At 68.8% G+C, this 20,357-nt stretch carries 24 protein-coding genes; 11 read left to right on the top strand and 13 right to left on the bottom strand.

What is annotated here, in order from left to right:
- The first annotated feature begins 73 nt into the window (after positions 1 to 73).
- The gene (locus tag VMT65_RS01610) at positions 74 to 748 is read left to right on the top strand and encodes a TetR/AcrR family transcriptional regulator (protein ID WP_326306105.1); all 675 of its coding nucleotides are present in this window, start codon (positions 74 to 76) and stop codon (positions 746 to 748) included.
- Positions 749 to 761: 13 nt separating this feature from the next.
- On the opposite strand, the gene VMT65_RS01615 is transcribed toward VMT65_RS01610, so the two are convergent.
- Complete coding sequence (locus VMT65_RS01615) at positions 762 to 2,084, bottom strand: TerD family protein (RefSeq protein WP_326306106.1); 1,323 nt, start codon at positions 2,082 to 2,084, stop codon at positions 762 to 764.
- A gap of 169 nt (positions 2,085 to 2,253) precedes the next feature.
- On the opposite strand from VMT65_RS01615, the gene VMT65_RS01620 reads away from it, so the two are divergent.
- Positions 2,254 to 3,879 (top strand): MFS transporter, encoded by a 1,626-nt coding sequence (locus VMT65_RS01620; protein ID WP_326306107.1) that lies wholly within the window; start codon positions 2,254 to 2,256, stop codon positions 3,877 to 3,879.
- Here VMT65_RS01620 and VMT65_RS01625 read toward each other — a convergent pair.
- The 4 genes from VMT65_RS01625 to VMT65_RS01640 all read right to left on the bottom strand — a co-directional run bounded on the left by VMT65_RS01625 (position 3,867) and on the right by VMT65_RS01640 (position 6,121).
- The gene (locus VMT65_RS01625; protein ID WP_326306108.1) at positions 3,867 to 4,370 is read right to left on the bottom strand and encodes a hypothetical protein; all 504 of its coding nucleotides are present in this window, start codon (positions 4,368 to 4,370) and stop codon (positions 3,867 to 3,869) included. The genes VMT65_RS01620 and VMT65_RS01625 overlap by 13 nt on opposite strands.
- Before the next feature lie 186 nt (positions 4,371 to 4,556).
- A complete protein-coding gene (locus tag VMT65_RS01630) occupies positions 4,557 to 4,952 on the bottom strand; it encodes an NUDIX hydrolase (protein WP_326306109.1) in 396 nt (131 codons plus the stop codon).
- Between the two features lie 33 nt (positions 4,953 to 4,985).
- Positions 4,986 to 5,423 (bottom strand): hypothetical protein, encoded by a 438-nt coding sequence (locus VMT65_RS01635; protein ID WP_326306110.1) that lies wholly within the window; start codon positions 5,421 to 5,423, stop codon positions 4,986 to 4,988.
- A gap of 173 nt (positions 5,424 to 5,596) precedes the next feature.
- Positions 5,597 to 6,121 (bottom strand): hypothetical protein, encoded by a 525-nt coding sequence (locus VMT65_RS01640; protein ID WP_326306111.1) that lies wholly within the window; start codon positions 6,119 to 6,121, stop codon positions 5,597 to 5,599.
- 62 nt (positions 6,122 to 6,183) lie between these two features.
- On the opposite strand from VMT65_RS01640, the gene VMT65_RS01645 reads away from it, so the two are divergent.
- Positions 6,184 to 6,453, top strand: a complete 270-nt coding sequence (locus VMT65_RS01645; protein WP_326306112.1) for a YciI family protein — start codon at positions 6,184 to 6,186, stop codon at positions 6,451 to 6,453.
- A 42-nt stretch (positions 6,454 to 6,495) separates the two neighbouring features.
- Entirely contained in the window at positions 6,496 to 7,899 is a 1,404-nt protein-coding gene (locus VMT65_RS01650; RefSeq protein WP_326306113.1) for a serine hydrolase domain-containing protein, read from the top strand.
- A gap of 49 nt (positions 7,900 to 7,948) precedes the next feature.
- On the opposite strand, the gene VMT65_RS01655 is transcribed toward VMT65_RS01650, so the two are convergent.
- Positions 7,949 to 8,539 carry an isochorismatase family protein gene (locus VMT65_RS01655; RefSeq protein WP_326306114.1) on the bottom strand — a complete coding sequence of 197 codons (591 nt, stop codon included), beginning with the start codon at positions 8,537 to 8,539 and terminating at the stop codon, positions 7,949 to 7,951.
- Between the two features lie 134 nt (positions 8,540 to 8,673).
- Here VMT65_RS01655 and VMT65_RS01660 point away from each other — a divergent pair, with 134 nt between their 5' ends.
- Positions 8,674 to 9,660, top strand: a complete 987-nt coding sequence (locus tag VMT65_RS01660; protein WP_326306115.1) for a GlxA family transcriptional regulator — start codon at positions 8,674 to 8,676, stop codon at positions 9,658 to 9,660.
- Between the two features lie 14 nt (positions 9,661 to 9,674).
- Here the strand turns inward: VMT65_RS01660 and VMT65_RS01665 are convergent, their stop codons facing one another.
- The 5 genes from VMT65_RS01665 to VMT65_RS01685 form a co-directional block, all read right to left on the bottom strand.
- Positions 9,675 to 10,472 (bottom strand): family 1 encapsulin nanocompartment shell protein, encoded by a 798-nt coding sequence (locus VMT65_RS01665; protein WP_326306116.1) that lies wholly within the window; start codon positions 10,470 to 10,472, stop codon positions 9,675 to 9,677.
- A gap of 2 nt (positions 10,473 to 10,474) precedes the next feature.
- Positions 10,475 to 11,485: a Dyp-type peroxidase gene (locus VMT65_RS01670; RefSeq protein ID WP_326306117.1), complete on the bottom strand. Its 1,011-nt coding sequence runs from the start codon at positions 11,483 to 11,485 to the stop codon at positions 10,475 to 10,477.
- A gap of 62 nt (positions 11,486 to 11,547) precedes the next feature.
- Positions 11,548 to 11,874, bottom strand: coding sequence for a cupin domain-containing protein (locus VMT65_RS01675; RefSeq protein WP_326306118.1), 327 nt, complete (start codon positions 11,872 to 11,874; stop codon positions 11,548 to 11,550).
- Between the two features lie 113 nt (positions 11,875 to 11,987).
- Positions 11,988 to 12,473: a dihydrofolate reductase gene (locus VMT65_RS01680; RefSeq protein ID WP_326306119.1), complete on the bottom strand. Its 486-nt coding sequence runs from the start codon at positions 12,471 to 12,473 to the stop codon at positions 11,988 to 11,990.
- Positions 12,470 to 13,276, bottom strand: coding sequence for a thymidylate synthase (locus VMT65_RS01685; RefSeq protein ID WP_326306120.1), 807 nt, complete (start codon positions 13,274 to 13,276; stop codon positions 12,470 to 12,472). The genes VMT65_RS01680 and VMT65_RS01685 overlap by 4 nt, the downstream gene beginning before the upstream one ends.
- Before the next feature lie 44 nt (positions 13,277 to 13,320).
- Here VMT65_RS01685 and cobF point away from each other — a divergent pair, with 44 nt between their 5' ends.
- The gene (gene cobF / locus VMT65_RS01690) at positions 13,321 to 14,085 is read left to right on the top strand and encodes a precorrin-6A synthase (deacetylating) (RefSeq protein ID WP_326306121.1); all 765 of its coding nucleotides are present in this window, start codon (positions 13,321 to 13,323) and stop codon (positions 14,083 to 14,085) included.
- Between the two features lie 67 nt (positions 14,086 to 14,152).
- Complete coding sequence (locus tag VMT65_RS01695) at positions 14,153 to 15,763, top strand: AMP-binding protein (protein ID WP_326306122.1); 1,611 nt, start codon at positions 14,153 to 14,155, stop codon at positions 15,761 to 15,763.
- Between the two features lie 24 nt (positions 15,764 to 15,787).
- On the opposite strand, the gene VMT65_RS01700 is transcribed toward VMT65_RS01695, so the two are convergent.
- A complete protein-coding gene (locus VMT65_RS01700) occupies positions 15,788 to 16,165 on the bottom strand; it encodes a winged helix-turn-helix transcriptional regulator (RefSeq protein ID WP_326306123.1) in 378 nt (125 codons plus the stop codon).
- Between the two features lie 69 nt (positions 16,166 to 16,234).
- Here VMT65_RS01700 and VMT65_RS01705 point away from each other — a divergent pair, with 69 nt between their 5' ends.
- Together VMT65_RS01705 and VMT65_RS01710 are read left to right on the top strand one after the other, a co-directional pair.
- Entirely contained in the window at positions 16,235 to 16,888 is a 654-nt protein-coding gene (locus VMT65_RS01705) for a nitroreductase family protein (RefSeq protein WP_326306124.1), read from the top strand.
- A 57-nt stretch (positions 16,889 to 16,945) separates the two neighbouring features.
- Entirely contained in the window at positions 16,946 to 17,812 is an 867-nt protein-coding gene (locus VMT65_RS01710) for an Fpg/Nei family DNA glycosylase (RefSeq protein ID WP_326306125.1), read from the top strand.
- Positions 17,813 to 17,819: 7 nt separating this feature from the next.
- On the opposite strand, the gene VMT65_RS01715 is transcribed toward VMT65_RS01710, so the two are convergent.
- Positions 17,820 to 18,509, bottom strand: a complete 690-nt coding sequence (locus tag VMT65_RS01715) for a pyridoxamine 5'-phosphate oxidase family protein (protein WP_326306126.1) — start codon at positions 18,507 to 18,509, stop codon at positions 17,820 to 17,822.
- 132 nt (positions 18,510 to 18,641) lie between these two features.
- On the opposite strand from VMT65_RS01715, the gene pdxR reads away from it, so the two are divergent.
- Together pdxR and VMT65_RS01725 are read left to right on the top strand one after the other, a co-directional pair.
- The gene (gene pdxR, locus VMT65_RS01720; protein WP_326306127.1) at positions 18,642 to 20,042 is read left to right on the top strand and encodes a MocR-like pyridoxine biosynthesis transcription factor PdxR; all 1,401 of its coding nucleotides are present in this window, start codon (positions 18,642 to 18,644) and stop codon (positions 20,040 to 20,042) included.
- Complete coding sequence (locus VMT65_RS01725) at positions 20,039 to 20,284, top strand: DUF2630 family protein (RefSeq protein WP_326306128.1); 246 nt, start codon at positions 20,039 to 20,041, stop codon at positions 20,282 to 20,284. The genes pdxR and VMT65_RS01725 overlap by 4 nt, the downstream gene beginning before the upstream one ends.
- Positions 20,285 to 20,357 lie beyond the last annotated feature (73 nt).

The following is a 20,357-nucleotide window of genomic DNA, read 5'->3' on the forward strand; positions in this document are numbered from 1 at the left end:
TGCCGGTATTTCTGTCAAATGACAGAAAACTCACCTCGCAGGTCGGCCCGGCGAGTAGGACAGAATGGCATACGTGACCCAACTCGGACCCGGCCGTCCTCGACTCGAACCCCGCCGCCGCGCAGGCCAGACCCCACGCGCCGAAATCCTCGACGCCGCCGCCGAGTTGTTCACCACCCATGGCTACGGCAATACCTCCACCCGCGCGGTCGCCGACGCGGTCGGCATCCGGCAGGCCTCGCTGTATCACCACTTCGCCGCCAAGGACGACATCCTCGACGCGCTGCTCGGCGAAACCGTCACCACGCCACTGGAACTCGCGGGCAAGCTGGTCGACCGGACCGAGCCCGCGGCGGTCAAGCTGTACGCGCTGGCCTGGTTCGACGTCAGCCAGCTGCGCGCCAGCCGCTGGAATCTTGGCGCGCTGTATCTCCTACCCGAGCTGCGCAGCGAGCGCTTCACCCGATTCCGGGAGCGCCGCGACGAACTGCGCGGGCACTACGAAACCCTGTCCGCGACCGTCATCGCCGAGGCCGGGACGGATGCCGTGGCCGGGGCCGAACTGCTGCCGTTCCGGCTGGTCGAATCGGTCATCAATATGCGCTCCGACGAGGGCGCGGCACCGGAGTACGCCGAACAGCTCATCCCCGACGCGATTCTGCGGCTGCTGTGCTGGCCCGGATCGCTGGCCGAAGTCCGCACCGCCGGATTGGAATTGGCCGCTCAGTTCCCGCCCGACCGGGACTGATCCGACCGGACCGTCAGGATTTGCCCTTCGAGGTGCCCCATTTGAGCCCCCACCCGTAGGCCTGATCCACCGCCAGCTTGCCCCAGAAGCGCCGACCCTCCGGCGGCCGCACGAACCGGCCCTCGCGGCGCACCACCAGCTCGCCGCCGTGGTTCTCGATGAGCGCCAGCACCATCTCCCGCGAATCATCGTGGCAGCCGGTCACTTCCATCTCGATCGGCGGCGAATTGCGGGGGTACAGGGTCGCGGTCGCGTGCACACCGCGGAAGTCCTGCGCGCCCTCGTAGAGCGAGGCGAACACCAGGATGCGGCGGAAGTCGGCGGTGTGATCGAGATTGATCGACAGGTTCTCACCCGCCGCGCTGCCGCCGGTCCGATCGTCCTGGTCCAGGGCGATGAACGGCGGCTTGTGCAGGTTGCCGAAGGTGTCGAGCGCGCTCACACACCCCTTGGACCCGTCGGCCAGCTCCCAGAAGGCGCACAGATCCAGATCCAGGCCGCCATTGCCGCCGCGCTTGCGACCGAACAACCCGCCCGAACTCGGAACCGACCAGTTCAAATTGACCCGCATGATGCCGCCGGTCGCACCCTGCTTGGTCAGCGAGACCGCCGGGGCCTCCTTGGTCAGGGAGATCTTGCCCAGCTCGACCCGGCGCTCCGGGACGGGCGGGGCGATGGGCTGCGGCGGCATCGGGGGCGGAGGGGGCGCGATCGGCTGCGGGGGAATCGGCGGCCGCTGGGGCGCGATGGGCGGTGGCATCGGCGGCACCGGTGGCCGCTGCGGCACCCGCGGCATCTGCGGCGTAATCGGTTGGGGCACGGCCGGTTCGTCGACCGAGATGCCGAAATCGGTTGCCAGTCCGGCGAGTCCGGAGTCGTAGCCCTGACCGACGGCGCGGAATTTCCAGCCGCCGTCGCGGCGATACAGCTCGCCGAGCACGAAGGCCGTCTCCGAGGCGGCGTCGGTGCTGTCGAACCGGGCCAGCTCCGCACCGCGCGGATCCACCAAACGCACGTGCAGGCCCCGCAATTGGGCGAAGGTGCCGCCGTCGGCCGAGGCCGCCACCACAATCGTGTCGATCTGCGGCTCCACGCGGGCCAGATCCACCGACAGCACGTCCACCACCTGCGGGCCCAGCCGCTTGCCGTGGTGGCGGACCGCGCCCGAGGCGTGCGACGGCTGGTTGTAGAAGACGAAATCGGCGTCGGAGCGGACCCGCCCGCCGGAGAGCAACAGCGCGGAGGCATCGGCGTCGGGAACCCCGGGTCCCGTCTGCCATCCCAGCTCGATCCGAACCTCGGAGACCGCCACCGGAACGTTGGAACCCTTCAACATCGACACATGATCCAACGTATCCGATCCGCCCAGGCCACGTTCCGTGGCGAGCGGTCTGCAAATGTTCAGCTGACCAGACACCTGCACCTAGACTGTCAAACGGTCATGCGGCACATTGGTGGCCATTTGCGCACATCGGGTTCTTCGGACGGCTGTTCAGGAGCGATGGATGACGGAAACGCAGCTAGACCTGGGTCGCAAGAAATGGATCACCCTCGGCGTGCTCGCGCTGGGACTGTCCATGGTGGTGCTCGACGGCACCATTGTCGCGGTCTCGCTGCCCGTCATCATCGCTGAGCTGCAGCTGAATTTCACTCAGGCGCAATGGATCAACAGCATCTACGCGGTCGTGCTGGCCGCGCTGCTGATCACCAGCGGACGCCTGGGCGACCGACTGGGGCGGCGGACCATGTTCGCGCTGGGTGTGGTCGTCTTCCTGCTCGGCAGCGTGCTGGCGGCGCGGGCGCACGGGGCCTGGCCGCTGATTCTGGGCCGCATCGTGCAGGGCATCGGCGCGGCCGGGGTCATGCCCGGGACGCTGGCCACCGTGAACGCCATCTTCCGCGGGCGCGACCGGGTCATCGCCTTCGCGGTGTGGGGGTCGGTCATCTCCGGTGTCGCCGCCGTCGGGCCGCTGCTCGGCGGCTGGCTCACCACTTACTTCACCTGGCCGTGGATCTTCCTGGTGAACCTGCCGCTGGGCGCGCTGGTGCTCATCGGGCTGGTGCTGTTCGTGCCGGAGACCCGCATGGGCAAGGCCGCGCCCGGACTCGACGTGGACGGATTCCTGCTCAGCGCAGCGGGTTTCGCGCTGCTGGTGTTCGCGCTCATCGAGGGGCAGACCTACGGGTGGTGGCAGCCGCTGCGGGAATTCCCGCTCGCCGGATGGAATTGGCCGACCACCGCGCCGATTTCGCCGATTCCGATCCTGCTCGCGCTCGGGGTGCTCGCGCTGCTGCTGTTCCTGCGCTGGGAGCAGCACCGGGTGCTGATCGGGCGGTCGGCGCTGCTGGATCCGGCGCTGTTCCGGATTCCGAGCTTCCGGTGGGGCAATATCACCGCGTTCATGGTGGCGCTGGGCGAGTTCGGGCTGCTGTTCGTGCTGCCGCTGTTCATGGTGAACGTGCTCGGGCTGTCCACGCTCGGCGCGGGCTATGTGTTGGCGGCCATGGCGGTCGGCGCGTTTCTCGCCGCGGGCATCGCCGAGGGGCTGGTGCGAAAGTTCGGGCCGGTGCGGGTGGTGCAGCTCGGCCTCGCCTTCGAGGCCGTGGCGGTGGCCCTGACCGCGCTGTTCGTCACCCCGCACCTCTCCGGCTGGTGGCTGGCCGTGCTGTTGATCGGGTACGGCATCGGCCTCGGCATGGCCTCGGCGCAACTCACCGGGACCGTGCTCGCCGATGTGCCGCCGGACAATTCGGGGCAGGGCTCGGCCACCCAGTCCACGGTGCGGCAGGTCGGGTCGGCCTTCGGTACCGCGCTCATCGGTGCGCTGCTGTCGGCGGCGCTGGCCCACGATCTGCCCAAGCGACTGTCGAAGGTGCCGGACCTGCCCAAGCAATCCGCCGACACCCTCGCCATCGCGACCCGGGAGTCGGCGGGCGGCGCGATCGCCGGGGTGCGCGAACACCACGGCGCCGCGGCCATTCTGGACGCGCTCACCCGGGCGTTCACCGACTCCACCCGCACCACCCTGCTGGCCGCGGCGCTGTTCCTGCTGCTCGGGCTGGCCTCCGCGACGCTCATTCCGAATCGGCCCTACACCGGGGAACCCGCCGACGCGGCTCAGAGCAGCTGACCGTCCCGGCACAGGCCGGAGGAACGGGTCGACGACTTCGGTTGCACCACACCGGGATCGAAGGTCCAGCCCGACACCGGGCCCGCGGACTTCCACAGCAGGCCGCCGCTGGTCGGCACGGCCTCGAATTGATCCTCGACACCGGCGATGAGCTCGTCGCCCACGCAGTAGTCGTCGTAATCGGTGCCGGGCTGGCGCGCGCCCGCGCTGAAACGGCCCGCCGGATTCGAATCCGCGCCCGGATTGGGCACCGTGCTCGCGCCGCCCGGACCGCCTCGGAACCAGTGCGGTCCGGCGGCATCGCCGCCGCAGGTGTAGGTGAACCCGCCCGCGACGACCTCCGAGCCCTGCGGGTGCGCGCCGCCCGCCCACAGACAGGCGCTGTCCGCCCGGGTTTCGGCCACCGGCAGACGGCTGTCGGCGACCGTCCCGACGCCGAGGCCACCCGTGGCCAGCACGGCCGCGGCGAGCATAGTAAGCGGTTTGATCACTGCAATCACCCTTGATTCGGTGCGATCCGGAACCCGGACCACCGCGCCCCACGCGGATCCGGTTGGCGTAGCTGCCATTCAGGAATACGGGGGGTGGTTACAGCACCCCTGCCTTCGGCAGGGAATTGGGAGTGCGAGGGCCTTGCCCTCGCGACCCATTCGACGCTCAGCCGATCAGGCTGGTGGTCAGTCGATCAGGCCCAGGGTGTGGAGGCGGCGGAAGACCAGGAGCGATCCGGGGGCGACCTCGTCCATGGCGGCGTATTCGTCGAGGGTGAACCAGCGCAGCTCGGCGATCTCGCCCGACGGCTCGGGTGCGGCGGTGAGTTCGCCCAGGAAGCAGGTCATGTGCAGGCGGGTGCCGGGTGCGTGGCCGTACGCCTCGGCCTCGAACACCCCCAATTCGCTGACGGCGGTGGCGCCCACGCCGAGTTCCTCGCGAATCTCCCTGTGCAGCGCCATTTCCGGTGTTTCGCCCGGGTCGATCTTGCCGCCCGCCATATAGAAGACGGTCTTGCCGGTGGACCGGGTCTGCAGCATTCGCCGATCCCGGATATGAGCCAGCGCCGCGGTGCGAATCACCGTTTCACCCTAGCCAGCCGCGATAGCGCGGGGTTAGCAGGCCACCCGGCCGAGCCCGCGTTCGAACCCGCCGACGGCCCGCACCGCGGCCGCGAGCGCCACCACCGGTGGGACCCAGCGCGCCTCGTGGGGCATGACACTCCAGGCGAGCGCGCGGCCCGGACCGGGCAGCGGCACCCGCGCGCCGTCGGTGTGGACGATCGCCCCGGCGGCCCGCAGACTCTCGATGGCCCGCGCGGCCTTCGCCACGCCGACGACCAGGTGGATCTCCCGCCGCTGCGGTCCCATGACCTCGAGCACCGGCCCGGACAGATTGTTGGCGCGCAGGTATCGGCGCACCCCGGCGGCGACGGAACCGGTCAGTTCGATGGCGGCGATCCGCTCGTCGGTGATCAGCTCGACGCCCTCGTCCGCCGTCTCGACCGTCCATCCGTACCGGCGGAAATCCTCCGCCACAACACTCAACGCCACGATCAACACCCTCACACCTGCCGCTGTGCATCCCATCTGCCGTGGCTGTGAGGTTCTGTAGAGAACGCTGCGATCACCGGCCACCCCAAGGATTTTGGCGGCGCCGCGCGGGGCGGGCATCCTCCTGCGGTCGTCGATGCCTCAGGGATTTCCCCTAGGCGCGCGGTCCGGGTTCAACGGGTGGGCGGCGCGATCTTCCAGTGGTACCGCAGGGCTTCGGCGATCTCCGGGAGAATGGTCACCGGAATCCGCTTGTGCCGCAGAATGGTTCGAATCTCATTCACCTGTTCGCGTTTGCGCATGTCATAGGCGTTCGAAATCGGCCGCACCACAGGCGGAATCGACAGCAGGACCAACTCCCCGTGCGGTTCCTCCCCGCCGTTGAGATCCAGCGCCAGCGTCCACCGCCCCTTCTCACCGAGCGTGAACCGCCCCGCCACCACCCGCTCCCACTCGACGGCCGACGCACCCCACGGCGTCCGCCGCACGATCGTCTCCTCGGTCAACTCCACCCCGTCCCGCCCGAACAGCACGATCAGCGCGGCAACGGCCACGGCCGCCCCGAAGAACAGCCCGGTGAATATCCGATTCACCCCGAACGCCCCGACGGTCCCCGCGCAGACGACCCCCACCACGATCACCCCCGCGATCGCGTACCCGGCCACGCGCCGCCCCGGCACCACGCCTGCCCGCACCATCCGCCACCGCCTCCCGAAACCGACTGCCGGTCACCGTACCCGCAGGCACCTAGAGTGCAGGCATGAAGTACGTCCTGTTCTACGACTCGGCCCCCGATGTGGCCGATCGGGCTCCCGCCTACTTCGCGGAGCACTGTGCGCGGTGGCGGGAGTTCGCCGATCGCGGCGAGCTGCTCATGATCGGAACCTTCGCCGATCCGCAGACCGATGGTTCGATGGCGGTTTTCACGACGGAGGAATCCGCGCGGCAATTCGCCGAAAGTGACCCGTTCGTAGTGAACGGCGTGGTCAGCTCCTGGCGTATCAAACCTTGGAACGAAGCCCTGGCCTAGCGGATCACGCGGCGCGGTTCCGATCACGGGAAGGAGCCGGACATGCCGCAGGCGGCCGAACTCGAGAGCCGACTGGCCGAGCTCATCGACGCGCACGGGGTGCCGGGCGCGCAGGTGGCGGTGCTGGCCGACGGCGAGATCGCGGATGCGGCGGCCGGGATGCTCAATATCGCGACCGGGGTTGCGGCGACGACGGATTCGGTATTCCAGATCGGGTCGATCACCAAGGCGTGGACGGCGACGCTGATCATGGAGCTCGCCGACGAGGGGCTGCTCGAGCTGGACGCGCCGCTGCGCCGCTACCTGCCCGAGTTCCGGCTGCGTGATGAGACGGCCGCGGCCGCCATCACCATCCGACAGCTGCTGTGCCACACCTCGGGCATCGACGGTGACCTGTTCCTCGACACCGGGCGCGGCGCGGACGCGGTGGCCAAATTCGTGCCCGCCATCGCCGACGCCGGGCAGGTCCACCGGCCCGGCGCGATGTTCTCCTATTGCAACAGCGGGTACGTGCTGCTCGGCCGCGTGCTGGAAGTCTTGCGCGGCAAGCCTTTCGACGCCGTGCTGCGCGAGCGGCTGGCGGCCCCGCTCGGGCTGCGCCGGGTCGCCGCCGACGCGGACGAGGCGATCCTGTTCCGTGCCGCGGTCGGGCACATCGAATCCGCGCCGGGTCCCGGCGCGGAACCCGTACCGGTGTGGGCGCTTCCGGCCTCGAACGCCCCGGCGGGCGCGCGCCTGGCCATGCCCGCGCGTGAGCTGCTGGACTTCGCGCGGCTGCACCTGTCGGGCGGGCGCACCGCCGAGGGGGTCCGGCTGCTGTCCGAATCCGCGGTTCAGGCGATGACGAGCCCCCAGGTCGAGGTCCCCGCCATCGGCTACGGCACGCACTGGGGCTTGGGCTGGCAGCTGTTCGACCCGGACGGCACCGGACTGTTCGGCCACGACGGCAGCACCCTCGGCCAGACCGCCTTCCTGCGCGTCGCCCCCGGTGCGGGCGTGGCAATCGCGGTGCTGGCCAACGGGGGTGACGCGTACGCGCTCTACCAGGATCTGGTCGGGGACCTGCTCTGGGTGCACGCGGGCGTCCGGCTGCCCGCCCGCGCCGTGCCGCCCGCCCGCCCCGAACCGGTGAATGCCGCACTGGTCGCCGGGCGCTACCGCTCGGTCATGTTCGAGCACGTCATCGATGTCGACCCCGACGGCCGGGCCTGGCTGTCGACCACACCGCTCACCCCCGAGGCCGCCCTCGGCCCGACCCCCGACCGCATGGAACTGCTGCGCCTGCGCCCCGACGCCCTCATCGCCGCCCACCCCGTCCGGGGTCGCCACCCCGTCTACGCCCTGATCACGGGCGATGGCCGCAACCCCGGCGACGCGGTGACGAACGGCGACGGCCACGCCGCCCGCTACCTCCACACCAGCCGGGCCATGCCCCGCCAACCCTGATCCGAGGAGCGGATTCCGCTGCGGCGGTGAGCATTTCGGCCCGAGCGGGTCAGTTCAGGTCCGAGCCCGAGGCGACGACGACGCCGTAGAGGTCGGCGATGGTGGCCAGCGCGCTGTCGTGCAGCTGTTCGGCGGTGACCTCGCCCGCCGCCGACTTCAGCGGGCGCGTCGCCGAGGCGTCGGCGACAACCGTCGGACGGTTGCCGCGCAGGAACGCGCCCTCGGCGGTGAAGGTGACGCACATGTGGGTCATGAAACCGGCGATGATGACATCGGCATTGCCCGCGGCATCCACTCGCTCGGCCAGATCGGTGCCGACGAACGCGTTCGGAACCGCCTTGACCACAACGGGTTCGCCCTCGATCGGGGCCACGGCGGGATGGATTCGCCCGATCTCGGCGGTGATGTCGTAGGGGGTGCCCACGCCACCGTCGTTCACGATGTGGATGACCTTCGCACCGGCCGCGCGGGCCCGGGTGAGCAGCGCGGCGGCCGCGTCCAGGGCGGGCTGCCAACCGGTCAGTTCCATGACGCCGCGGGTGTAGGTGTTCTGGTAGTCGACCAGGATCAGGGTGGAGTCGGCCAGGGTGGCCGGGGTCTGATCGAGGCCGCCGAGGTCACGCAGGGTCTGCGCGGACATGGATATTCCTCCTGGTTACAGGTCCGAACCGCCGTGTGCGGCGGACGTTTTCCACGCTATGACCCGGCGGCCGTGTCGGAAATGTCATGTAACCTGCAGATCCGGACATTGCCGAATCCGGCGGACGGAGGACCGTGGGCGTCATCGAACGATTCGTCGTGATCGTGCTGTTCGATCGCGTCGATCTGCTGGACGTCACCGGGCCGCCGGAGGTGTTCGCGCTCCTACAGCGAGAGATGCGGGGGGAGACCGGGTATCAGGTGGTTCTCGCCGCCGAGACGCTGGATCCGGTGACGACCTCCGCGGACGTGCGCGTGCTGCCGGACGTCACCTTCGCGCAGATCGCCGAGCGCGCCATCGACACCCTCGTGGTGCCGGGTTCGGTCGAGGTCGACGGTGACGGGCGGGTGCGCGCGCTCAGCGATCCCGGGGTGGTCGAATGGGTGCGAACCCTCGCCGCGCACACGCGCCGCATCGCCTCGGTGTGCGTGGGCGCGCACATCCTCGCCGATGCCGGGCTGCTCGACGGCAAGCGCGCCACCACGCACTGGTCCACGGCGGGACAGTTGGCGGCCGAGCATCCGGCCGTCGAGGTCGACGCCGACCCGATCTTCATTCGCGACCAGAACGTCTGGACCGGTGCGGGACTCACCGCCTGCCTGGATCTGGCGCTCGCCCTGGTCGCCGACGATTTCGGTGACGCGCTCGCGCTGCGCGTGGCCCGCCAGCTCGTCATGTTCCTGAAAAGGCCCGGCGGACAGAGCCAATTCAGCGCGACGCTGGAACCGATCTCGACGACGCGGCGCATCGACGATCTGCGGCACTACATCACACGCAATATCGCCGGGCAGCTCACGGTCGCCGATCTCGCGGCCCGGGCGCACGTCAGCGAGCGACAGCTGACGCGCATCTTCAAGACCGACCTCGGCACCACCCCGGCGGCCTATATCGAGTCCGCGCGAGTCGAATTCGCGCGCCATCAGCTCGAAACGACCGACAACACCCTCGAACGGGTCGCGACCCTGTGTGGTTTCAATACCACCGACACCCTCACCCGGGCCTTCCGGCGCGTCCTGGACACCACGCCGACGGAGTATCGAAACCGCTTCCGGATCAACTGAGCACGCGATCGAGGTCAGGCCTCCAGCGCGACCGCCGCCTCGGCGGTGTACACCAGGAACGTCAGACTCTCCTGGAAGTACAGCTGTACCGACTCCGCATCGTGCGACAGATAGCCGATCGACAGATCCTGGCCCAGCTGCAGATCGAAATCCCCACCGCGCGTGGACAAGACGAACGCGCCGTCGATGGCCGGGGCCCAGATGATCTCGCCGTCGATGAGCCGCTCGATATGGGTGCGAATCGGGTGGCCGTGGTCGGAGGTCTCGCTCACCGCGGTGTACAGATCCGCGGACAACAGCACCGAATACGGACCGTCCACACCCGCCAGCCGCAGCTTGCTCAGCGCCTGCGCCACGGCCTCGGGGGCCAGCCGCGGGTCGCCGGGCAGCTTCACCGGCTCGCACGAGGTGGTGGCCCGAATGCCGGTGATGCCCGCCGCCGGATAGCCCTCGAAAATGGCCCGGTCCTCGGCGAACGCGATCTTCTTGGCGGCGTCCTTCACCGCGTCCAGATCGGTGTCGCGCGCGCCACGCTCGACATTGTCGAGCTGCTCGCGCGAGAGCGTGAACGGCACCCGCAACTCCACCACCGGCACCACCACGCGCTGGCGGGCCTGCACGCCGTCACCGGGGGAGCCGATGACGGTGGTGCGGCCCACGCCGACCGCGGAGAAATCGGTGCCGTGCGGGCCGGACAGATCCACCACCCGGCGACCGGCGATGTGCCGCTTGAAGGTTCGCGTCGCCTCCTCCTCGATGGCCGACCAAGCCTCCGAGGTAATGGGCGCGAGTTCGCGGTGCAGATTGTTCATGCTCAACTCCTTCTCAGCGTCCCGATACCGAGGGATCCGTCCCCCGACACAACGCCATTGGTTGCCGGAGATTCCCGGAGTACTGCCGCCGCCGGGGCGGGAGCGTCCGGCAGCGCGTCGAAGAACCCCGCGGGCGGGGCGAAGAACGAGGTGCCGGTGACGGCGGTGGAGAAATCCAGGATGCGGTCGTAGGCGGCGTCCGGGCTGCCCAGGAACATGCGGGTCAGCATGGTCTCGGTGACCGCCGGATCATCCGCGTAAGCGATGAAGTACGTGCCGAATTCGCCGTCCTTGACCGACCCGAACGGCATGTTCGCGCGGATGATATTGCCGTTTGTGTCCTGGTCGTTCACGGCCACATGGGAATTCGCGGGCTTCTCGTCGTCGGACAGTTCGAAGTCGTCGAGTTTGGTTCGCCCGATGACCTTTTCCTGCTCGGTGACCGACAGCGCCTTCCACGAATCCAGATCGTGCAGGTACTTCTGCACGGTGACGTAACTGCCGCCCGCGAATTCGGGATCCTCGTCACCCACCAGCGCGGCGGTGGCGGCGAGCTGACCCTCCGGATTCTCGGTGCCGTCCACGAACCCGAGCAGATCGCGCTGCTCGAAGTAGCGGAAGCCCACCGTCTGATCCACGATGGTGGCCGCGCCCGCGAGCCGCTCGGCGATCTTCATCGCCAATTCGAAACAGGCGTCCTGGGTTTCGGCCTTGAGGTGGAACAGCAGATCGCCGGGCGTGGCCGGGGCCTGGTGCTTCGCACCGAGGAATCCCGGAAACTCGTGCAGCCGGGCGGGTTTCGGCCCGCTGAAGAGCCGGTCCCACGCCTGCGAGCCGATGCTGGTGATGCACGCGAGACCCGAACCGGGCACCCGGAAGCCGACGGAGCGGCGCAATCCGGGCAGGTCCGCGAGCACATCCCGCACCACCGCCTCGCCACCCTCGTCGATCGTGGCGACGAGGAAGATCGCGGCCGGTGTGAGCGGATCGAAGATCGGCTGTGGCTCACCCATGATCATCAGCCTAGGCCCCGACCCCGACGGCCGACGCGCGCGGTGGGTCGGTGTCGGCCGGGCTACTTGGCCACGGTCAGGAGAAACGCCACGTCATCGATGGCCTTCACGCTGTGGCGGGCGTTGGGGATCACAATCAGGTCCCCGGCCGAACCCTTCCACTCATTGGTGCCGCTGATCAAGGTCAGCACTCCGGACAGGACGATGAGCGTCGCCTCGCCGGGATTCTCGTGTTCGGCCAGGGTCTGTCCGGCCGTCATCGCGATCACCGTTTGACGCAGGCTGTGGGTGTGACCCCCGCAGATGGTCATCGAACTGCGTCCGCTCGAGGCCGTGGCCGCCAGCTTGAGCTGCTGGCGAGCGACCGCGGTCAGCGATTTCTTGTCCATGGACTGCCTTTCGCCGGAGTATCGCTGAGTATGCCGGACGCGACCGGGCCGATCGGCTGTTTCGAGGCGTGTGTGCGGGAATTGCCGTAGGTGGGATATTCGCGTTATCGGACTTACCGTGTATAACGACGGAACCGATAGCGCAGACCCTTCGCGGACTCCTGCCATTCCGCGTCATCGGCCCGCCATTCCGGCGCGATGATCGGGGCGAGGGTGTCGCCGTCGATATCGGCGTCCACCTCGGTGACCAGCAGCTCGGTCGCGAGAGGCATTGCGGCACGGTAGATTTCGCCGCCACCCGCGACCCAGACCGGCCCGTCACCGGCCAGCTCGAGCGCCTCGGCGAGGGAGCCCGCCCGCTCCGCGCCCTCGGCCGACCAGTCGGGTTGCCGGGTCACGACGATATTGCGGCGACCCTCCAGGGGGCGGAAACGCGCGGGCAGCGAATCCCAGGTTCGGCGACCCATCACCACCGGATGCCCCCAGGTGACGTCCTTGAAATGCGCCATGTCCTCGGGCACCCGCCACGGAATCGCATTGTCCCGCCCGATGATTCCCTTCGGCGTCTGCGCCCAGATCAGCCCGATCGTGCGGCTCATACGGCGACGGGGGCCTTGATGGCCGGATGATGCTGGTAATCCTGGACTTCCACGTCCTCGTACTCGTAGTCGAACAGCGAGGTGGTGGGCCGCAGGTGCAGCTTGGGGAACGGGTAGGGCTCGCGGGTCAGCTGCTCGCGCACCTGCTCCACGTGATTGTCGTAGATGTGCACATCGCCGCCGGTCCAGATGAACTCGCCGGGCAGCAGCTCGGTCTGCTGCGCCACCATGTGGGTCAGCAGGGCGTAGCTGGCGATATTGAACGGCACGCCCAGGAACAGGTCGGCGCTGCGCTGATACAGCTGGCACGAGAGCTTGCCGTCGGCCACATAGAACTGGAAGAAGGCGTGGCAGGGAGCCAGGGCCATCTTGTCCAGCTCCGAGACGTTCCACGCCGAGACGATCATGCGGCGCGAATCCGGGTCGGTGCGCAGGGTCTGCAGCACCTGTGAGATCTGATCGATGTGGGTGCCGTCCGGCGTCGGCCAGGACCGCCACTGCACGCCGTAGACCGGGCCCAATTCGCCATTGCGGTCGGCCCATTCGTCCCAGATGGTGACGCCGTGCTCCTGCAGCCACTTCACATTCGAATCGCCGCGCAGGAACCACAGCAACTCGTAGACGATCGACTTCAGATGCACCTTCTTGGTGGTGATCAGCGGAAAGCCCTGTGACAGGTCGTAGCGCAGCTGATGGCCGAAGATGCTGCGGGTGCCGGTACCCGTGCGATCCGCCTTGGGGGTGCCGGACTCCAGGACCAGCCGGAGCAGGTCCTCGTACTGGGTATCTCGGGCGCTCTCCACGCCTGGCAAGCTTACGCACTTCCCGGCATGGCTAAGTTATGCCCGTGCGGAAGTTGTTCGTGATCGGAATCGGGGCGGGTGACCCGGACCAGGTGACGGTGCAGGCCATCAAGGCGATGCGCCAGGTAAACGTGTTCTTTGTCATCGGCAAGGGCGCCGAGAAACAGGAACTGGTGGACGTGCGCGCCACCATCCTGGCCGAACACGCGACACAGCCGCACAAGGTCGTGGAGATCACCGACCCGCCGCGCGACCGCAGCGTCCCGGGCAGCGGTGCGGACGCCGCCTACCAGGGCGCGGTCGCCGACTGGCACGAGGCGCGCGCCGAACTCCTGGAACGGGCCTTCGCCGAAACCGACGGCGTGGGCGGCATTCTCGTGTGGGGCGACCCGTCGCTGTACGACAGCACCCTGCGCATCGTCGAGCGGGTGCTGCAGCGCGAGCGCATCCACTTCGACTACGAGGTGATCCCCGGCATCACCAGCGTCCAGGCCCTGGCCGCCGCCCACCGCATGGTCCTGCACGAGATCGGCGAACCCCTCCACATCACCACCGGCCGCAAACTCCGCGACGACGGCCTCGCCCCCGGCCAATCCACCCTGGTCATGCTCGACGCCGACTGCTCCTTCACCCAACTCCCCGGCCACGACATCCACATCTGGTGGGGCGCCTACCTCGGCATGCCCGACGAACTCATCATCGAAGGCCCCCTCCGCGAGGTCGAGGACCGCATCGCCAGCCGCCGCACCGAATTGCGCGAATCCAAGGGCTGGATCATGGACATTTACCTGTTGCGCCGCGGGCTCTGACCCGTCCCGCGATGCCGTCTCAGCGTCAGCTATTGACTCTTACTGGCGAGGCGTCAATAGTCGCTGCATGACATCCCCGATTCAACGGGCCGAGCAACTTCGCGACGAGTACGGTGCGGCCGATGCCAATGCGGCAGAGTTGCTGTGCGATCGGCATCCTGCCGACGCGGTTGCCTTCACCTTTGTGCAGCCGGATTTGAGCAGTGTCGATGTGACCTTCGGGGAGTTGCGGGAGAAGTCCGAGCGGGTGGCCGCCGGGCTCGCGGAACTCGGTGTGGTGGAAGGGGATCGGGTCGCCACGCTGATGGGGAAGTCGCAGGAGTTGGTCATCGCGCTGTTGGCCATTTGGCGGCTCGGGGCGGTGCATGTGCCGCTGTTCACCGCGTTCGCGCCCGGTGCGATCGCCATGCGGGTCACGGGCAATGACACCAAATTCGTCATCACCGATGGGGCGCAGCGGGCCAAACTCGCACCGGGGGAGGATCTTCCGGCCGAGCGCGAGTGGCGGGTCATCACCACCGGCGTGCCCGAGGGTGATGATGTGGCGTTCGGGGAGCTGCTCGAAAACGCCGGCCCCGCGCCGAAATCCGTGACCATTGGCGGTGACGGCGTGCTGGTCGAGCTGTTCACCTCCGGCACCACCGGGACGCCCAAGGCCGTGCCCATGCGGTTGGGCGGCATGGCGGGCGTGGTCATGTATCTCGAATACGGCATCGACTACGCCGACGACGACGTGTTCTGGAATATCGCCGATCCCGGGTGGGCCTACGGGCTCTACATCGCCATTCTCGCGCCCATGGCCAAGGGGCGGCGGAGTCTGCTGGTCTGCGCTGCTTTCGATCCGGTCCTGACCTGGCGGGTGTTGGCGCACTTCGGTGTCACCAATTTCGCTGCCGCGCCGACGGTTTACCGCGCGCTGCGCAATGCTCCCGTCCCCGAGGGGGTTTCGCTGCGGCGGTTGTCGTCGGCGGGGGAGCCGCTCACCCCGGATGTCATCACCTGGTCGGAGCGGACGCTCGGCGTGGCGATTCGCGATCATTACGGGCAGACCGAGACCGGTATGACCGTGGTCAACGCCTGGCATCCGGATCTGTTGGCGGACATCAAGATCGGGTCCATGGGGCATCCGATGCCCGGGTACACCGTCGAGATCCTCGACTTGGACTCCGAGGTTCCCGCCGCGCCGGGTGCGGCCGGACGGGTGGCCATCGCGACCTCGAGCCCGCTGCTCACCTTCCGCGGCTACCGCAACGCACCCGAGGCCAGCGCCAAGCGGTTCACCGCGGATGGGCAGTGGTACTTGACCGGCGATGTGGCCTCCCGGGACGAGGACGGCTACTTCACCTTCGCCTCCCGCGACGACGACGTGATTCTGATGGCGGGCTATCGGATCGGGCCGTTCGAGGTGGAAAGCGTTCTCACCGGACATGATTCGATCGCGGAGGCGGCCGTCATCGGCGTGCCCGACGAGCTGCGCGGGGAGGTGCTGATCGCGATCGCGGTGCCCACGCCGGGCGTCGAACCCGATGACGCGTTGGTCGCCGAGCTCCAGCAGCTCGTCAAACAGAAGCTGGCCGCGCACGTCTATCCGCGGCGCGTCCACTTCGTCCCCGAACTGCCCAAGACGCCCAGCGGCAAGGTGCAGCGGTTCCTGCTGCGAGAGCGGTTCCGCGACTGACGGATTCGCATCCGCGATCGTCGCTCACGCGCGGGCGGCGGCCCTGGCGCGCTCGATCTCGTTGATGTGCTCCTCGGTCCACTGTCGCAGGGCGGCAATGGGTTCGGCGAGGCTGCGGCCCAGCGGGGTCAGTTCGTACTCCACGCGCGGGGGAATCGTGGGATGCACCGTGCGGGTGAGGAATCCGTCGGCCTCCAGGCTGCGCAGGGTCTGGGTGAGCATCTTCTGGGAGACGCCGCCGATGCGCCGGGCCAGGTCGGTGTAGCGCAGCGTGCCCTGCTGCATGAGTGAATCGATCACCAGGACGGTCCATTTCCCCGCGATGTGGTCGAGGACCTGCCGAGTGGGGCATTTGGCCGAGTAGACATCGGCGGGGAGACCGGAGGATTCGACCGTCGTCACCCCAACGAGAGTAACGCACTATTTAGTGCCGTCTTCCCGAAAGAGTGTCACTCTCCAATAGTTAGTGGCATGACACAGCTGAGCGTCGCCGACGCGATCCGCACCCGCCGCACCGTCCGCCATTACCGCCCCGATCCCATCGCACCCGAGGCCCTCGAAACACTCCTCGAACTGGCGATGGAAGCCCCGTCCAGCTGGAATCTCCAGGACCGATCGCTGGTCGTGGTCACCGATCCGGTTGGCCGCGAGGGCCTGACCTGGGCGACCGATGGGCAGCCACAGCCGCAGGAGGCCCCGGTCATGCTCGTCTTCGTCGCCGAACCCCACGCCTGGCGCGCCGACCGCACCGACATCTTCGACCTGGCCCGCCGCAATCACGCCTGGAACGACGAGTTCATCGCCGGATTCGCCGCCGCCTCCACCGAATTCCAGCGGTCCCTGGCCGAACGCGACCTGCTGCGCGAATACGCGGTCAAGGACGCCATGATCGCCGCCGCCTACGTCATGCTCGCCGCCACCGAACTCGGCCTGGCCACCTCCCCGATGAACGGGTGGGACGAGGCCAAGGTCAAGAAGGTGATCGGCATCGAGGACCGCGACGATCTGGCCATCGCCCTGCTCATGTCGGTCGGCCACCCCGCCGAAACCCGACGGCACCCCGGCCGCCGACCGCTCGCCCACACCGTCTTCCGTGACACCTACCCCAAGCCCCGGGTCGGTTAGCGGCACGCCACCGATCGTGGAAGGACAGAGTCGGTCCTGGTCGGTAGGCTGCGGGTTGTGCCTGAGCTACCGGAGATCGTGGCGCTCGAGCAGTTTCTGGCCGAGCATGCGGTGGGTGCGGTCGTGGGGCGGGTCGATGTGGCGGCGCTGAGTGTGCTGAAGACCTTCGATCCGCCGGTGACCGCGCTGCAGGGCCGCGATGTCACCGGGGTGGGGCATTGGGGCAAGCATCTCGGGATGGATTGCGGCGGGCTGTGGTTGATCACGCACCTGTCGCGGGGCGGGTGGCTGCGCTGGATCGACGAGCCGGGAGCCGGTCCGCCCAAACCCGGGAAGGGTCCGCTGGCCCTGCGGGTGCACTTCTTCACCCCCGAAGGGGCCACGCCCGCATTCGATCTCACCGAGGCGGGCACCAAGAAGCGGCTGGCCGTGTGGGTGACCGAGGACCCGCTCTCGATTCCCGGCATTGCCCGCCTCGGCCCCGACGCCCTCGCGGTGAGCGAACCCGAATTCGCCGAGCTCCTGCACGGCACCTCCGCGCGGGTGAAGAACGCCCTCACCGACCAGACCCTCATCGCGGGCATCGGCAATGCCTACTCCGATGAGATCCTGCACTCGGCAAAGCTTTCCCCCTTCGCGAACTCCGGCACCCTGGACGCCGAACAGCTGGCCCGCCTCTACTCCGCCATGCGCGCCACCCTCTCCGACGCCATCCAACGCTCGGTGGGCCAGGACGCCGCCCGCCTCAAGGGCGAAAAACGCTCCGGCTTCCAGGTCCACGCCCGCACCGGCCTCCCCTGCCCCGTCTGCGGCGACACCGTCCGCGAAGTCTCCTACGCCGACAAGTCGTTCCAGTACTGCCCCACCTGCCAGACCGCCGGCAAGATCCTCGCCGACCGCCGCATGTCCCGCCTCCTCAAATAGCGGACGGTCACCCCGCGGCGACGGTGTCGCTGCACCTTTCCAGGACGTGCCGTGGGATCTCGATGCCCGGGTCCAGATCGTCCGCGGAGATCGGGGCGTCGAAGACCTGGCGCATGGGCAGGACTCCGGCCCAGACGCCGCCCGTGGCGATGTCGTCGGCTTCGTCTCGGGGGCCGCCGGTGCGGACCTTGACCGAGGCTTCGGTGAGGTCGAGGGCGAGGACGACGGTGGCGGCCAGTTCCTTCTTGTTCGGTGCGCGCACCGCGTCCCACGCGCCGGGGGCGGCGTGCTCGGTGATGACGCGAAGCGCGTGCATGCGCTCGGCGGGGTCGGTGAGTTCGGTTGGGCGGGCGTGGATTACGGCGGAGCGGTAGTTCATGGAGAAGTGCATGGCCGCGCGGGCGTAGACGATGCCGTCGACGTGGGTCACCGAGACGGAGACATCACCGGTCATGGCGGCGCGCAGGTTGCCCGAGCCGGTGGAGCCGTGCAGGTAGAGGGTGTCGCCGTCGCGGCCGTAGATGGTGGGAACGACCACGGGGGTGCCGTTCAGGACCACACCCAGGTGGCAGATCAGCCCGGCGTCCAGCACCGCGTCCAGTTCGGCGCGGTCGGTGCGACCACGCTCCTTGGATCGGGTGAGGCTGCTGCGCGGGGTCGGTGACAATGGGGTCCGAGTCGAAGCTGTCTCACTCATGGGACCAGTTTCGCGAGGCAAATGGCATTACTGAATAGCCAATTCTCCGCAAGATTCACGGACCACTTCGGGCGACTGATTCCGGGAGTGGCATGCTGGCATCGACCGATCGACCAGTGAGCAGGAGGCCACTTGCGGGGAAATCGCCTGGTTGACGACGATCTGCCGTTCGCGATCGACCGTGACAGCGGCATGCCGTTGGCCGTACAGGTGGCGGACGGTCTGCGGCGGGCCGCCACCGCGGGCACATTGCGCGGTGGGGATCGACTGCCGTCGTCGCGGGAGTTGGCCCAGCGGCTCGGGGTGAGCCGGACCGTGGTGACCGCCGCGTACGACCAGTTGCATGCCGAGGGCTGGCTGGACGGGCGGCACGGGTCGGGGACCTACCTGACGGCCGCGCCCGCGCCGGTCACCGCGCATGCCGACGGACCGGAGCGGGTCGATCCGCTGTCGGGGCTGTTGGATCTGGGGGCGGGCGCGCCCGCCATCGAGGCCATCGATCCGGCCGCCTGGCGACGGGCCTGGCGGGTGGCCTCGGATCGAATGCCGTTGATTCGCAAGGATCGTCGCGGTGAGGCCGAGTTCCGCGAGGCCGTCGTCGAACACCTGTTGCGGCATCGCGGGCTGGGTGCGGGCAGTGGGACCACGGTGCTGGCCACCGCCGGAACCAGTGCGGCCGCAGGGGAACTCGCCGCGGCGCTGTTGCGTCCCGGTGAGGTGGTGGCCATCGAGGATCCCGGCTATCAGCGGGCCGGGGGAGCCTTTCGCGCGGCCGGGGCGACGCTGGTCCCGGTACCGGTCGATGCCGAGGGGCTGCGGGTAGATCTCATTCCCGAGAACGCGCGCATGGTGTATTGCACTCCGGCACACCAGTTTCCGCTCGGGGCGCGGATGCCCGCCGCTCGCCGGGTGGCCCTCATCGAATTCGCCCGCCGCACCGGCGCTCTCGTGATCGAGGACGACTACGACGGCGAATTGCGCTACGACACCGCCCCTTTGCCGCTGCTGGCCACCCTGGCGCCCGACACGGTCGTGCATCTGGGCACCACCAGCAAGATCCTCACCCCGACCCTCGGCGTGGGCTGGCTGGTGGCCGACCCGGCCGTCGCCGAGGCGGTGCTGGCCCACCGCGAACTCACCGGCACCAGCCCCGCCCCGGCCGGGCAGCAGGTCGTGGTCGAACTGGCCCGACACGGCGATCTGGCGCGCCACCTGCGCCGACTACGTCGCGAAATGCCGCGGCGTCGGGCGCTCGTGACGGCCGCGCTGCGCGGCCGCGGTCTCGAGATTCGCGGCGACGACGCCGGATCACACGTCTTCGTGCCCCTCGACTCGGCCGAGCACGAGGACCGCGCGGTGGCCACCGCCCGCGAACTCGGCGTCTACCTCGACGCGCTCGCCCGCTATCACGTCGGTCCCCGCCACACCTTCGGCCTCGCCCTCGGCTATGCCGCGCTCCCGCTGGCGGACCTGCCGAAGGCCGTCCGGTTGGCCGGGGATGCGCTGGCCCGGGTCGTACAGTGGAGCGCATGACCGAAAAGGACATCCACGCACGCATCAAGGAACTCGTGGATCGTGAGCACGAGCTGCGCGCCAAGACCACCGGCGGCCAGATCGACCCCGAGGACGAGCGCCGCCAGCTGGCCGAGATCGAGGTCCAGCTCGATCAGTGCTGGGACCTGCTGCGTCAGCGCCGCGCCCGCCTCGACCAGGGCCGCAACCCCGACGAGGCCGAGGTCAACTCCGCCCGACAGGTCGAGGGCTACCTGCAGTAGCGGCGGGCTCGACAGTCCGGGGTCGCCCTACTGCGGCGGCCCCGGAACGAACGATTTTCCGGGAATTCGTCGA

The sequence above is a fragment of the Nocardia sp. CDC153 genome (genome assembly GCF_035818515.1).
GTDB lineage: Bacteria > Actinomycetota > Actinomycetes > Mycobacteriales > Mycobacteriaceae > Nocardia.

Coding starts and splice junctions, on each gene's coding strand:
- VMT65_RS01640 (WP_326306111.1), bottom strand. CDS start 6,121: ATGGTGCGGGCAGGCGTGGTGCCGGGGCGGCGCGTGGCCGGGTACGCG.
- VMT65_RS01680 (WP_326306119.1), bottom strand. CDS start 12,473: ATGAGCCGCACGATCGGGCTGATCTGGGCGCAGACGCCGAAGGGAATC.
- VMT65_RS01645 (WP_326306112.1), top strand. CDS start 6,184: ATGAAGTACGTCCTGTTCTACGACTCGGCCCCCGATGTGGCCGATCGG.
- VMT65_RS01725 (WP_326306128.1), top strand. CDS start 20,039: ATGACCGAAAAGGACATCCACGCACGCATCAAGGAACTCGTGGATCGT.
- VMT65_RS01675 (WP_326306118.1), bottom strand. CDS start 11,874: ATGGACAAGAAATCGCTGACCGCGGTCGCTCGCCAGCAGCTCAAGCTG.
- VMT65_RS01650 (WP_326306113.1), top strand. CDS start 6,496: ATGCCGCAGGCGGCCGAACTCGAGAGCCGACTGGCCGAGCTCATCGAC.
- VMT65_RS01670 (WP_326306117.1), bottom strand. CDS start 11,485: ATGGGTGAGCCACAGCCGATCTTCGATCCGCTCACACCGGCCGCGATC.
- VMT65_RS01620 (WP_326306107.1), top strand. CDS start 2,254: ATGACGGAAACGCAGCTAGACCTGGGTCGCAAGAAATGGATCACCCTC.
- VMT65_RS01705 (WP_326306124.1), top strand. CDS start 16,235: ATGACACAGCTGAGCGTCGCCGACGCGATCCGCACCCGCCGCACCGTC.
- VMT65_RS01615 (WP_326306106.1), bottom strand. CDS start 2,084: ATGTTGAAGGGTTCCAACGTTCCGGTGGCGGTCTCCGAGGTTCGGATC.
- VMT65_RS01665 (WP_326306116.1), bottom strand. CDS start 10,472: ATGAACAATCTGCACCGCGAACTCGCGCCCATTACCTCGGAGGCTTGG.
- VMT65_RS01695 (WP_326306122.1), top strand. CDS start 14,153: ATGACATCCCCGATTCAACGGGCCGAGCAACTTCGCGACGAGTACGGT.
- VMT65_RS01715 (WP_326306126.1), bottom strand. CDS start 18,509: ATGAGTGAGACAGCTTCGACTCGGACCCCATTGTCACCGACCCCGCGC.
- VMT65_RS01655 (WP_326306114.1), bottom strand. CDS start 8,539: ATGTCCGCGCAGACCCTGCGTGACCTCGGCGGCCTCGATCAGACCCCG.